This window comes from Prosthecobacter sp., assembly GCF_029946185.1.
Classification (GTDB): domain Bacteria; phylum Verrucomicrobiota; class Verrucomicrobiia; order Verrucomicrobiales; family Verrucomicrobiaceae; genus Prosthecobacter.
The window spans coordinates 24,689-38,228 of record NZ_JAQSEA010000147.1 but is presented as its reverse complement, the minus strand read 5'-3'; the positions used below and the strand labels follow the sequence as shown (position 1 = coordinate 38,228).

At 59.2% G+C, this 13,540-nt stretch carries 8 protein-coding genes; 4 read left to right on the top strand and 4 right to left on the bottom strand.

The features are described from left to right. The coding region (locus tag PSV43_RS12700) for a formate--tetrahydrofolate ligase (RefSeq protein WP_300197519.1) at positions 1 to 1,077 on the bottom strand (1,077 nt) is incomplete at its 3' end. 191 nt (positions 1,078 to 1,268) lie between these two features. Here PSV43_RS12700 and PSV43_RS12695 point away from each other — a divergent pair. From PSV43_RS12695 to PSV43_RS12680, 4 genes are all read left to right on the top strand, one after another. Beyond that, positions 1,269 to 2,360, top strand: a complete 1,092-nt coding sequence (locus PSV43_RS12695; protein WP_300197516.1) for a hypothetical protein — start codon at positions 1,269 to 1,271, stop codon at positions 2,358 to 2,360. 62 nt (positions 2,361 to 2,422) lie between these two features. Then, on the top strand, positions 2,423 to 4,231 hold the full coding sequence (locus PSV43_RS12690) for a hypothetical protein (RefSeq protein WP_300197513.1): 1,809 nt from the start codon (positions 2,423 to 2,425) through the stop codon (positions 4,229 to 4,231). A 311-nt stretch (positions 4,232 to 4,542) separates the two neighbouring features. Beyond that, entirely contained in the window at positions 4,543 to 6,087 is a 1,545-nt protein-coding gene (locus PSV43_RS12685) for a serine hydrolase (protein ID WP_300197510.1), read from the top strand. Between the two features lie 47 nt (positions 6,088 to 6,134). Beyond that, positions 6,135 to 7,211 carry a putative zinc-binding metallopeptidase gene (locus PSV43_RS12680; protein ID WP_300197507.1) on the top strand — a complete coding sequence of 359 codons (1,077 nt, stop codon included), beginning with the start codon at positions 6,135 to 6,137 and terminating at the stop codon, positions 7,209 to 7,211. Positions 7,212 to 7,220: 9 nt separating this feature from the next. Here PSV43_RS12680 and PSV43_RS12675 read toward each other — a convergent pair whose 3' ends face one another. Genes PSV43_RS12675 through PSV43_RS12665 form a run of 3 tightly spaced genes read right to left on the bottom strand, consistent with a single transcriptional unit; the run spans position 7,221 to position 13,379 of the window. Next, complete coding sequence (locus PSV43_RS12675; protein ID WP_300197503.1) at positions 7,221 to 10,721, bottom strand: PAS domain S-box protein; 3,501 nt, start codon at positions 10,719 to 10,721, stop codon at positions 7,221 to 7,223. 1 nt (position 10,722) lies between these two features. Continuing rightward, the gene (locus PSV43_RS12670; RefSeq protein WP_300197500.1) at positions 10,723 to 11,175 is read right to left on the bottom strand and encodes a response regulator; all 453 of its coding nucleotides are present in this window, start codon (positions 11,173 to 11,175) and stop codon (positions 10,723 to 10,725) included. Next, positions 11,172 to 13,379, bottom strand: a complete 2,208-nt coding sequence (locus tag PSV43_RS12665; RefSeq protein WP_300197497.1) for a PAS domain S-box protein — start codon at positions 13,377 to 13,379, stop codon at positions 11,172 to 11,174. The genes PSV43_RS12670 and PSV43_RS12665 overlap by 4 nt, the downstream gene beginning before the upstream one ends. Positions 13,380 to 13,540 lie beyond the last annotated feature (161 nt).

The following is a 13,540-nucleotide window of genomic DNA, read 5'->3' as shown; positions in this document are numbered from 1 at the left end:
CACGATGACGGGACGCTGGAAGTGGGCGGCGCTGTCCAGATGCGCGGCGAGATTTTCCAAGCCACGGCTGAGGGCAGCGGTGTCGGTCTGAGTGAGCTGGTCCAGCGGCACGCCGCCGTGCATCTTGAGGGCACGCACGGTGGCCACGATGACGATGGCCGCAGGCGCGAGGCCGCTTTGACGGCACTTGATGTGCATGAATTTTTCCCCGCCGAGATCGAAGGCGAATCCGGCCTCTGTGACTGCGTAGTCGGCGTGGGCGAGCGCCATGCGGGTGGCGAGCACGGAATTGCAGCCGTGGGCGATGTTGGCAAAGGGTCCGCCGTGCAGGAAGGCGGGTACGCCTTCGACGCTTTGCACGAGATTGGGCGGCAGGGCCTCGCGCAGCAGGGCCAGCATGGCACCTGTGACGCGGAACTCCTTGGCATAGACGGGATCGCCCTCGGCGGTGAAGCCGACGACGATGCGTTCGAGACGACGGCGTAAATCCGGCAGTGATTCGGCGAGGCACATGATGGCCATGATCTCGGAGGCGGCGGTGATGTCGAAGCCGGTGGCGCGTTCGGTCGGCTTGCCGACGGCGGTGCGCACGCTGCGCAGGGCGCGGTCGTTCATGTCCATGACACGCTTCCACAGCACGCGCTCAGGAGAGAGCCGCGCCTCGCCGAGGAAGAGCTGATTGTCGATCACGGCGGAGAGCAGGTTGTGCGCGCAGGTGATGGCATGGAAGTCGCCGGTGAAGTGCAGATTGATGGAATGCGCGGGCAGGACGGTGCTTTTGCCGCCGCCGGTGGCGCCGCCTTTGCGGCCAAACACCGGACCCATGGATGGCTGGCGGAGCGCGAGGGCGGCGCTTTGCCCGATTTTCTTCAATCCCTGGGCGAGGCCAATGGAGACGGTCGTTTTCCCCTCTCCTGCCGGTGTAGGGGTGATGGCGGAGACGAGGATGAGTTTGCCACGCTGCGGTTTATCGTGCAGGGCCTTGAGACTGACCTTGGCCATGTGGCGGCCATGTAGAATGAGGTGCTCAGGCGCAATGCCTAGGTCGGCGGCGATGGGGGAGATGTCCGGATGCATGCGGGAAGGAGGTGCGCAGAATGGCAAGGCCAGCGATGAAGCAAAGGCTTTTCCAAGAGCAAAAATTTCGAGGGCTCCTCCCAGCCACCCGCTGCGTAGAAGGAGTGAGGCTCAGAAGCGACACAAGCGCCGGGAGTCATGCCGATGATATAAGCGGCAGGTTGCCACGTCTTCATCGCCCGTCTCCCCCTATGAAATCAACTTTTCGCATCCTGATCGCAGCCACCTTCGCACTGGGAGCCAAGTGGCTGGTCGCGCAAGTGGCGACAACGGGCGAAAAGAAGACCGGCATCGAAGTGCGGCTGGCACAGGCGCTCAAACTTTACCCCGAAGCGGATGCGGACAAGAACGGTGCGCTCTCAGTGGAAGAGGCGCTGAAATATCTGGAGGCGCACCCGGAGCTGAAGGCGCTGCTGGCCAGCAAATCCAAGTCGAAGGGTGCCAATACCAGCCAGCCCGGGGAATTTACCACACCTGCGGCGCTCGGTTTGCCCGCCGGACCGCGAGTGTTTGTGTGTGCTCACAGCTTCATGATTTTCACCGCCAGCATGCTGCCGAAGATGGTGGAGGCGGCGGGCATAGGCTATGAGGATGCGGGGAGGCAGATGATTGGTGGCTCGCGGACGCTGCAGCACTGGGAGATGCCGGATGAGAACAATCTCGCGAAGAAGGCACTGCGCGGAGGCAGTGTGGATGTGCTGACGGTCTCGCCACACATGCTGCTGCCGGATGAGGGCATCGACAACTTCACCAAGCTGGGTCTGGAGAAGAATCCGAAACTGCGTGTGCTGGTACAGGCGTCATGGCCGGCACGGGATGGCAATCTGACGGGTGAATTTCATAACGCCATGCGCAATGACGCCACGCTGGAAAGCCTGCGGAAGCTGCACGACATGCAGCGCGAGCAATGGCTCAAACAACTCGAAGCCCAGGTGACTGCGCTCAACGCGGCGGTGGGCAAGGAGGCGGTCTGCATTGTCCCGGTCACTGATGCGGTGTTTGCGCTGCGGGAGCGTGTGATCGAAGGCAAAGCGCCGGGCATCACGAAGCAGGCGGATTTGTTCAAGGACGATCTCGGGCACCCGATGCCGGCGCTGTCTGTGCTGGTGACCTACTGCCACTTCGGGGCGATCTATCAGCGCACGCCGGTTGGCCTGCCGGTGCCAGCAGCTTTAAAGGACGTGCCACAGGCGGCTGAACTCAATGCGCTGCTGCAAGAGCTGGCCTGGGATGCGGTGACGCATTATCCGATGAGCGGGGTGAAGGCGGTGGCGCTGCGGTAGGCGACGAAGTTGGTTTATCAGGTGGCGCGCAAGCAAAAGCCGGTCCGACTCGTTTTGTGCGCATGAAACGGCTCACACTTTTTCTTGCTCTCGTCATCGGAGCTGCCCATGCGGAAAGCGCCGGCACAAGTCCGCCCGAGTTTTTCGCCCATGACTCACGCAGCTTTTCACAAGTAGCGAAGGCCACGGTGATCACCGAGCTTTCGAAGATGGAGCCCGCAGACGCGCTGATCACAGGGAAGCGGCAGAAAGGGAAATGGAAGATGATTCCCTTCACCACGGCGGAGATGAAAGGGACGGCGCTGTCGATCTACAGCAGCACGAATCCGCCAGTGGTCAAGCTGCCGCTGGCGGAGCGTGGCTGGCATGCGGTGTATGTGGGTCTGGCGACGACTTCGGGGGGATTCAACATTGGCGGCAATGGCATCAAGGCAAAGCTGAGCGATGAGCCGGTGTTCAAGCGCATGGCGAACAATCTGGCGCTGATGAAGAACCGCCGTGCGGTGATTCAGGAGTGCTACCTCATGGTGGCGAATTTAAACGGACAGGCGCTGGAGATCGCGCCGATGCCGGGACTGCCGGCGACGGTTTGCTATGTAAAGGTGGTGCCGCTGACAGAGGCTGAGGTGGCGGGGAGCCAGGCCAAATCGAAGCATCGAACTTCCATCGCCACGTTTGATGGACATAGCTGGATCTGGCCGTTCAAGCCGACGACGGCGGAGGAACTGGCGGAGGAATTTCGTGGCTTTGAAAGCACGGACATTGGCAAGTGGTGGTTTCAGGTGACCGGGGCTGACCTGGTGTGCTATCCGAGCAAGGTCGGCACCTATGCGGGCGAAGGAACCGTTGATTTTCCCAACGGCACTTATGCGATCTACACCAAGTCGCTGGAGACGCTGTTCAAGAAAGGGGTCCATCCGCTGAAGGTGGCGCGCGATGCGGCGAAGGCGCAGGGTGCGGAGTTTCATGTGATGCTGCGGCCTGCGGGCTGGGTGGGATCGATGCCGTATGAGGAGACTTTCAACAGCAAGTTTTTCTACGCGCATCCCGAGTGGCGCTGTTTTGACCGCGATGGCACGCCGACGTTTTTCATGAGCTATGCCAACCCCGAAGTGAGGAAGCATTTGATCGAGGTCTTCCGTGAAACGCTGGAGCTGCAGCCGGAGGGCGTGGGCTTTGTGTTTAATCGCGGCATGCCGCTGATGCTGTGGGAGGATGCGTTTTGCGAACGCTTCAAAGCGATGCACAACGCTGATGCCAAAGCCGTGGAGGACGATGATCCGCGCATCCACGCGACGCGTGCGGCGATCATGACTGACTTCATGACGGAGGTGCGTGCGCTGCTGGATGAAACGGCGGCGAAGCAGGGCCGCAAAGAGCGCTATAAGATTTCGCTCGGCACCTTTGCGAAGGAGAAGGACAACCAGCGCTGGGGGCTTGATCTGCCGAACTGGATTCAGCGCGGGCTTGTCGATGATCTGGCGACGACGTGGTTTGCGTATCATACGTCATTTGAAAAGACGCCTGGGAAGATCGACATGGACTACTATCGGCGCATTACGAAGGGCACGAAGACGAAGGCCTACCCGATGGTGATCGCCTGGAAAACGGGCAAGCCGAAGGAGCTGTGCAAGCAGGCTGCGGGCTATCTTGCCGCAGGAGACCCGGGCGTCGCGATCTGGGACCCGCAGGTGATGAAGGGCTGGCCGGACAACTCCCCCGGGAATGTGTTTGATGTGCTGGGCAAGCTCGGACATCGCGATGATCTGCTGCGCTGGGCCAAGAACGGGGTGCCTGAACCGTTGACGATTCCGCTAACGCGACTGGATGAGAACTACTTCAGCCGCTGGTTTCCGAACACGGGATTTTGATCTCTTGCTTGGCGTGTCTGCCGGACTCGAATGGCACGCGGTTAAGGGGGATCGTGGGTTTTGGGGCTGGCGGCACGCTCTGCGCGCGGCGGGGCTCATTGCAGACGCTGCTGGCAGGCAGGGCATGTAACGAAGCTCTGGGTTTGCTTTCCGGTCGTGTGCTGCTGACCCAGGGGAGCACTCGCTCAAGCTCGGCACCCCTGGGCTATATTACGGAAGGCCGTTGGCCTTCAAGACCAGGACGTCTGACTTTTATGCAAGTCTCAAAAATTGAGTGCCTTTCATGGCTGACTCATTGTAATCTCGTTTTTATGATCACCTCACGCCGCGCCTTTCTTCGCACTGCCAGCCTTGCTCCGTTCAGCCTGTGGATTCCGCAGGTTTTTGCGGAGGAGACGAGCCTGCAACTGGCGCGCAGCACGCCGGAGGCGCAGGGTGTTGCTGCCAAGGGGATACTGGATTTCATCGATGCCGTCGAGCGTGAGAAGTTTGAACTGCACAGCTTTATGATGCTGCGGCATGGCAAGGTGATCGCGGAAGGGTGGTGGAAACCGTATGGGCCGGAGTTCGTGCATACGATGTACTCGATGAGCAAGAGCTTCACCTCCACGGCGGTGGGATTTGCGGTGACCGAAGGGAAGCTGAACGTGGAGGACAAGGTGGTGTCGTTTTTTGCGGATGATCTGCCGGCGACGATCAGCGAGAACCTGGCGGCCATGCGGGTGAAGGATCTGCTGACGATGTCCACCGGCCATGAGAAGGAGCCGACGCAGGTGTGCGTGAAATCTGAGGACTGGGCGCGGACGTTTCTGGCGCAGAACATTGCGCACAAGCCGGGGACGCAGTTCATGTACAACAGCGTCGCCACGTACATGTGCTCCGCCATTGTGCAGCGGCTCACGCACCAGACGGTGCTGGATTATCTGACGCCGCGTTTACTTGCGCCGCTGGGGATCAAAGGCATGAAGTGGGAGACCTGCCCGCATGGGATCAACACGGGTGGCTGGGGGCTGAGCATTCAGACGGAGGGGCTTGCGAAATTTGGCCAGTTCCTGCTGCAAAAGGGCATGTGGAACGGTGAACAACTGCTGCCTGCGGCGTGGGTGGAGGAGGCGACTCGTTTTCATATTCAGCAACCGGGCGGAGACAAGAAGGACCGGCCCAAGGCGCAGAACGACTGGCTGCAGGGCTATGGCTACCAATTCTGGCGCTGCCAGGGCAGCGGCTTCCGTGGCGATGGGGCGTTTGGTCAGTTCACGATTGTGCTGCCAGAGCAGGAGGCGGTGATCGTGATGACGAGTGAGAACAAGAACATGCAGGGGCAACTGGATCTGGTGTGGAAGCACCTGCTGCCTGCCATAGGTTCCAAAGAGCCACAAGTGGCTGATTTGAGCAGGCTCAAGACGCTGGCGCTCGTGCCGCAGCAGGGCAGCAAGACTTCGCCCGCGGCGGTGAGCAAAAAATTCAAGCTGGAGAGCAATGGTCTCGGACTCAAAGAGGCGTCGTTTGGCTTTGATGACAATGGCTGCACTTTTACTGCGGACAATCATACGATCACCTGCGGGGTCGGAACGTGGCTGCGTGGTGTAGCGACCTTTCCTGGCACGCCGCCGCGTTTGATTTCTGGAGGAATGCCGAAGCAACCTGCGCCATCCAAGATCGCTGCGAGTACGGCGTGGAAGGATGAGCGTACGCTGGTGATGCAATGGCGCTACTATGAGACTCCGCACAGTGATGTGGTGACGTGTGTGTTTGACGGGGACAATGTCACGATCAGTTTCCTCAACAGCATCACCGCGATGAATCCGAAGGCGAAGGATGTGCGTGTGCCGTTGAAGGGACGAGCATCTGTGTGAACATCGCATGACAAGTGCTCGATTCGGGTCGAGGAGACATCCATTTCATGCAACGATTTACCTGTGAGTGCGGCAATGCGCTTTTCTTCGGCAGCTCACGCTGTTTGAAGTGCAGCAGCGATGTGGGATATGATCCGCAACTAGGTGCGATGAAGCGCGTACGAGCCGACAGCACCATGAAGCGCTGCCAAAATGGCGTGAAACACAACGTCTGCAACTGGCTGCTGCCTGCCAGCGCCACTGCAGTGCTTTGCCTTGCCTGCCGAATGAACCGTACGATCCCCGATCTAAGCGCGGACCGGAACCGCATGCTCTGGGCGCGCATGGAGATGGCAAAGCGGCGGCTGATCTACACCCTGCTGCGACTTGGCATCGGCCTGCCCTCGAAGAAGGATGATCCCAAGGACGGGCTGGCTTTTGACATCGTCAGCACGCTGTCCAACCCGACGGTAACGACGGGCCATCTCAATGGGGTGATCACGGTGAACCTTGAAGAGGCGGATGACAGCTACCGCCAGTTCAACCGGCAGCAACTCGGTGAAAGCAGCCGCACCTTGCTGGGGCATTTCCGCCATGAAAGTGCACACTACCTCTGGCAGAGGCAACTGTCGGAACTGGGTTGGGATGATCCCCTGCGGCTCGCGTTTCGTGAACGCTTCGGGGATGAGTGGATCGACTACGCGGCGGCGCTCGGCACCTATTATCAAAATGGTGCTCCAGGGGATTGGGGGCAGAATTACATCACGGCGTATGCGTCCTCGCATCCGTGGGAGGACTGGGCGGAGACGTGGGCTCATTATTTGCAAATCATTGACGGACTGGAGACCTGCGAGAGCCTGGGCATCCAGGTGCAGTTCATCGCGCTGCCGCTCGTCATTCTGCCGGTGGAGTCGGGAGAACTGCCGGCCATGCTGTCTTCCAGCTCCGCTGAGGATGGGGAATTTCTCGCCTGGTTGCAGCGCTGGATGTGCCTTTCCACGGTGCTTAACGAGATCGCATCCAGCCTTGGTGAACCGTCGCTGTACCCCTTTGTGATTTCGGTGAAAGCCGCCCAGAAGCTGCGGCTGGCGCATCATTATGCGCAGGTCTGGGGACTGGGATGCAGGAAAACCGGCGAGGCGTGAGGATGGGTTCTAGACGGTTTCGCTGAGAACCTGCCGTAGCGCTGTCAGAATGGTCTGGGCGGTGAAGGGCTTGGGTAGAAAGTGCTTCACCCCCATGCCGGTGGCGCGGGCAGCACTGCCATCGTTGGTGAGGCCACTGGCGGCGATGATTTTGACAGCGGGATTGAGCCGTTGGAGCACCTGGATGGTGGCCTGGCCACCCATGACGGGCATCATCATGTCTGTCACCACAACGTCGATGGCCGTGCGATGGATGGAATAAAGCGCCACCGCCTCAGTACCGTCCGCTGCGGTCAGCACACGGTAGCCGTACGTTTCCAGCGTCTGCTGGGTGATGGTGCGAACAGATTCTTCATCATCCACGATGAGGATCATCTCGCCCTTGCCGCGTGAGTGCGTGTCTTCCTGCACTTTCGCAGCCACACCTTCTGGCGCATCCAGGGCAGGAAAGCAGATGCTGAAGGTGGTACCGTTGCCGGGCTCGCTGTACACATTGAGGAAGCCGCCGTGGCTTTTGACGATGGATAACACGGTGGAGAGCCCCAGACCGGTGCCTTTGCCCTGCTCTTTGGTGGTGAAAAAGGGATCAAAAATCTTGTCCACCACCTCCTGGGGGATGCCGGTGCCGGTGTCCGTCACCTGGACCTTGAGGTACCGCCCCGGGACGGAGCCGGGGTTCATGCCGGCGTAGTTTTCGTCCACTTGCAGGCTGGTGGCGTTGACGGTGAGCATGCCGCCATTGGGCATGGCATCGCGGGCGTTGACGCAGAGGTTCAGCAGAACCTGATGCACCTGGGTGTGATCCCCTGAAAACAGCGGCAGATCCCGGTCCAGCTCCGCACGAAAGACAATCTCCTTCGGGAAGGTGTCCTGCACGAGGTGCTGCATGTCCTGGATGATATTCCTGACATTGATGACCATGCGCTGGCCTTCCACGCCGCGTGCAAAGGAAAGGATCTGCTTCACCATGTCGGCACCACGCTTGGCGCTGGTTTCGATGGTCGTGAGCACCGACTTGGCGCGTTCATCGCGGCTGGTCAGGCGCAGCAACTCAATCGACATGAGGATCGGGGCGAGCACGTTGTTGAGATCGTGGGCGATGCCGCCGGCCAGAGTGCCGATGCTTTCCATGCGCTGGGCGCGAAGGAACTGCTGCTCCATTTTCTTTTTCTCAGTGATGTCGCTGTTGATGGCGAGCACCGACTGCGGCCGGCCCGCATCATCCCGCATCAGCGTCCAGTGCGCCTCGATTAAAATGGTGGCTCCTGATTTGGTGACCTGCTGGATTTCACCGGACCACTCTCCTTTGCTTAAAGCGATGGCAACGGCGGCCTCGTAAGCGGGAAAATCTCGAAACAGGAGATCAGCCGCCTGGCGACCTTTGACCTCTTCAGCAGTCCAGCCGTAGAGGATTTCAGCGCTCTTGTTCCAGTAGGTGATGCCGTGATCGAGGTGCCGCACCAGGATGGCATCGCGAGCCTTGTCGAGCAACGAGGCCTGCTCACGCAGCTGATCACTGGAAAGTTTGCGTTCGGTGATGTCCTGCGCCACACCGACCACGCGGTAAACTTCTCCAGCGGCATTGCGCACGGGAAAGGCGCGGCTGCGCACCCACCGCAGGGATCCATCCGGCCGGATGACGCGGAACTCCTCGTCGTAGGCGCTGTCCGTCGGCCGCATGATGGCTGTCTGCAGCACCCGGGCCTTGTCATCCGGATGGATCGCCTCGTGCCAGTTTTGCGGGGTGTCCTGCAGACTTGCGCAGGAGCGGCCCCAGATCTGCTCATAGGCCGGGCTGATGTAAAGCACCTGCAGCGTTGCGATGTCCCGGATGAAGAAGACTTCCTGAATGTTTTCCGCAATCTGGCGGAAGCGTTCCTCGCTCTCCCGCAGCGCATCCTCGGCCAGCTTGCGCTCGGTGATGTTTTCATGTGCCATGACCACGCGCAGCGGCCCCGCGCTGCCGAAATGGGTGATGCGCACGACGAACCAGCGCTGCTCCTGCCGACTGTGACAGGGGTATTCCATGTGGAATTCATGCTGAGTTCCGGCCATGACGGCGCGTATTCCAGCCGCGACCACCGGAGCTTCTTCGGAGAAGGCGCCGGAGGAGGCGTCACAAAGCGTGAGATAGTTGTCACCCACGCCATACTGATGGCCCTTGAAGTCGTTGTCGGCGGCAAAGCGATTCCAGGCGTCATTGACTTCAAGGATGACTCCATGCTCGTCCAAAATTGCGATGTGGGAGGTGAGGGCATTGAGCGCGGACTGCAGGAAACGTTTGGACTCCAGCAAGGCGACGGCGGCTCTCTTGTTCTCGGTGATGTCACGGAAAGTCCAGATTCTGCCATAATACTGGCCGTCGCTGCCGACGACAGGAGAAGAGTAGCGGTCTAGCACCGTGCCATTCTTCAGTTCAACTTCGTCACGACCGACTTCATCCGGGTGGGCATACAGATGCCTGACTCTCTCAATAAACGCTTCAGGGCTGGAGACCATCGACATCACCCACTGGAGCTGGCTTTCATCATCGTTGTTGTCTGCGATTGGCTGGGGGATTTGAAAAATTTCAACCAACCTCTGGTTTTGCAGAATCTGCCTGCCCTGCTGATCCACGACAATGATGCCATCGATGGAGGCTCTTACCTGGGCTTCGAGAAACGCTGTCTTCCAGCGGAGTTCCGCTTCCGCGTGTTTGCGTTCGGTGATGTCCCGGCAGGTGCCGAGCACGCGGAGCGGCCTGCCCTGCAAATCATGAAAGACCTGCCACTGCTCTTCGACGAACTTGATCCGGCCGTCGGGCATCAGGAGCCGGTGTTCGAGCGAGTTTACGGAATGCTGATCGAAGGACTGATTGAAAGCGAGGTCCACCGCCGCGCGGTCGTCTGGATGCACGAGTTCCAAAAAAGACTGGTGCGTCGGCTGATAGAGTTCGGGTTCGATTTCAAAAATGCGATAGGTCTCGGCAGACCAGACCGCATCCAGCGTGGAGAGATCGGTGTCCCAGCTGCCCATCTTGGCCACTGCCTGCGCGGCGGTCAGGTGCGAGCGTTCGACTTTTAATTCGGTCGTCAAATTCCGCAGTTCCTGCTCGTTCAGCTTCTGCGCCTCGGCGGCTTTGACGCGTTCCCGGCGCAACTGCCCCTGAGCCATGGCTTGTCTTACCGCGATGCCGAGCCTGGTAAGGCGGTCTTTGAGCAGGTAATCGGTGGCCCCCAGCCGCATCATTTCCACAGCCACATCTTCGCCGATGGTGCCGGAGATGATGATGAAAGGAATGTCCATGCCGCTGTGCTGGAGCAGCTCCAAGGCATGCGGGCCGTTGAACTCCGGCATGTCATAGTCTGAGAGGATGATGTCGAGGTCGGGCGTCAGCCGCTCCAGAAAGTCCTGCTCCGTTTCGACACGATGCCAGTCGGGATCAAAACCAGCCTGGCGCAGCGCACGCAGCACCAACTCGCTGTCGTTGGGATTGTCTTCCGCCAACAGAACTCGTAACGGCTGGGTCATGCTATTTGTCGAGTTTGGGAGGTTGATTGAGCAGCAGCCAGTACATGCCCAGCTCCTGCACCGCAGCGGTGAAGCCCTCGAAGTTCACCGGCTTGACGATGTAACTGTTGACGCCCAGTTGATAGCTTTTGACGACATCGACCTGCTCCTTGGAGGAGGTGAGGACGACGACGGGAATGTGCTTGGTACGCGGATCGGTTTTGATGCGCTCCAGCACCTCCAGCCCGTCCACTTTGGGCAGTTTTAGATCGAGCAGGATCAGCTTGGGGGTGTCTTCGATCTTCCGCCCGATGTGCTCCCCTTCGCAAAAGATGAAGTCCATCGCCTCGGCCCCATCCCGGGCCACCTGGATATGATTGCCGAGGTTGGCGTTGCGCAGAGCGCGCTGTGTGAGTTCAAGATCTTCGAGGCTGTCCTCGACCAGCAGAATTTCGATGATGTGTGATGTGTTCATGATTGGTTATCTCCTTCAAGGGTGAAATAAAAAGTGGCTCCCTGGTCCACCGCAGCTTCCGCCCAGACCTTGCCGCCATGGCGGTGAATGATGCGCTGAACGATGGCAAGACCGACGCCGGTGCCATCGTAATCCTCAGCACGATGCAGGCGCTGGAATACGCCAAAGAGCTTGTGGGCGTAGCGCATGTCGAAGCCGGTGCCGTTGTCGCGCACGAAATAAGTGGTGGTCGGTGACTCCGGCTTGCAGCCGATTTCGATGACGGCTGATTCGCGCTTCTGGGTGTACTTAATGGCGTTTGAAAGCAGATTGACCCATACCTGCCTTAACAAGGCGGGGTCTCCATAGCAGGGGGATAGCTCGCCGATGCGGAAGTCTATCTGCCGTCCTTCACGCTGGCTGAGCATTTCATCGAAGACTTCCTGTACAAGCTGGGTGACATTGATCGTCCGTTTGCTCAGCGTTGCCCGGCTCAGCCGCGAAAAGCTGAGCAGATCGTCGATCAAACTGCCCATGCGTTGTGCGCCGGTGCGGATGGTCTGCAAATAGCGCAGACCCTCGGCGGGCAGTTGCTGGCCATAGTCCTCCAGCACGGCGCGGGAGAAGCCATCCATCGCGCGGAGAGGTGCCCGAAGATCGTGCGAGACGGAGTAGGAGAAGGATTCCAGCTCTTTGTTAGCGCTTTCAAGCTCCGCGGTGCGCACGATCACGCGCTGCTCCAGTTCTGCATTCAGGCGGAGAACTTCTTCCTCGGCGCGTTTGCGTTCGGTGATGTCCACCCAGGCACCAAACACTGCAGGCTCGCCGGTTTCAGGCACCGTGAACGGCATCTTGATGGTCTGGAGTACACGGGTGTGACCTGACAAATCTGTGTTCAGTTCCTCAGGAATCAATTTCGTGACGCCAGACGCGATGACGGCGCGGTCATCCGCCCGGTATGCCTCCGCCTGCGCCGGGTCTGACACCAAGGCGAAATCGTCTTTCCCCAGAATATCCTCAATGGAGATATTGCGTGTCTCTGCCAGTGCACGGTTGGCGAAGATGTAACGGCCAGCGGCGTTTTTGGCGAAGATGGCATAGGGCACGAGATTGGTGATGAGGCGCTGCCACTCCTCGCTGGCCCGCAACGCCGCCTCGGCATGCTTGCGCTCGGTGATGTCAGTGAACATCGAAACCAGAACGGGTTCGCGTTCACCGGGAAAATCAATCAGCTCCATGGAAATGAGCGCATCCAACTGCTGCCGATCCTTGCGTCGAAATTGCGTTTCATAATCGCGCACAAACCCCTGGGTTTGCAGACGCTCCATCAGCACAGTTCGCGTTGCAGGATCATCCCACAGCGCAAGCTCCAAGGTCGGCTGGCCGATCAACTCTGCACGTGTGTGACCAAACAACTGGCAGCAGCGTTCATTGACTTCGATCAACCGGCCATCTTGAACCGATGTGATGGAGATGGCCGCCGGGTTCGCAAAAAAGACTTTGACGAAACGCGCCTCGGTCTGCCGCAGTGCTGCCTCCACCTGTTTACGCTTGGTGATGTCACGCGCCACCTTGGAAGCACCGATGATCTGCCCCAGGGTGTTGCGAATGGGTGAGACCGTCACTGACACATCGATCAACCGCCCAGCCTTGGTCTGCCGGAGGGTTTCAAAATGCTCCACTCGTTCACCACGCTTGATCTGGCTCAAAATGAGCTTTTCTTCATCCAACCGGCCCGGGGGCATCAGGAGGGTGATTGAGCGACCGATGATCTCACCCGCCGTATAACCGAAGATGCTCTCGGCACCGGCGTTCCAACTGGTCACGATACTGTCCAAACTCTTGCTGATAATGGCATCCCCGGACGAGTCCACGATGGCGGCATACATCGCCTGCACCTGTGTCGATTTTTGCCACTGGCCATGCAGCAGGCTCACCAGCACGCCCATGCCATTGAACACTGCCATGGAGAGCAGAACATGAGCAGGCCTGCTTTCGATGCCGGGAAGCTGAACAATGAAAAAACACAGCACCAGCAACGTGGAAATGAGGGTGGCCCACAATCCGCTGCGCTGGCCACCGATCCAGGAACTGAAGAAAACGGCTGGGTAAAACAAGAACCACACCATTGGCTGGAGCCAGGACCAGCAGAGCCATTGGGCACCGAGCGCCGCCAAAGGAAGCACTACCGCAGACCATGGTGGCATCCAGCACATGAGTTTCATTTCTCGATGTCCTCTTTCATGTCCAACTCACGCCTCTGCCAGGCCAGGAAGGCACCTGGGCATTGTGGTTGTAGAGGCATCTTCATGACTGAGCGCGCAGATTATTGTGTCATGAGCGATGCATCTATTTTGAGCCAGTCATTGCAACAAGCAATGCGCAA

What these genes read in the sequence shown, in the direction of transcription:
- PSV43_RS12665 (WP_300197497.1), bottom strand. Translation starts at nt 13,379, where the DNA reads ATGAAACTCATGTGCTGGATGCCACCATGGTCTGCGGTAGTGCTTCCT.
- PSV43_RS12690 (WP_300197513.1), top strand. Translation starts at nt 2,423, where the DNA reads ATGAAACGGCTCACACTTTTTCTTGCTCTCGTCATCGGAGCTGCCCAT.
- PSV43_RS12675 (WP_300197503.1), bottom strand. Translation starts at nt 10,721, where the DNA reads ATGACCCAGCCGTTACGAGTTCTGTTGGCGGAAGACAATCCCAACGAC.
- PSV43_RS12680 (WP_300197507.1), top strand. Translation starts at nt 6,135, where the DNA reads ATGCAACGATTTACCTGTGAGTGCGGCAATGCGCTTTTCTTCGGCAGC.
- PSV43_RS12685 (WP_300197510.1), top strand. Translation starts at nt 4,543, where the DNA reads ATGATCACCTCACGCCGCGCCTTTCTTCGCACTGCCAGCCTTGCTCCG.
- PSV43_RS12695 (WP_300197516.1), top strand. Translation starts at nt 1,269, where the DNA reads ATGAAATCAACTTTTCGCATCCTGATCGCAGCCACCTTCGCACTGGGA.
- PSV43_RS12670 (WP_300197500.1), bottom strand. Translation starts at nt 11,175, where the DNA reads ATGAACACATCACACATCATCGAAATTCTGCTGGTCGAGGACAGCCTC.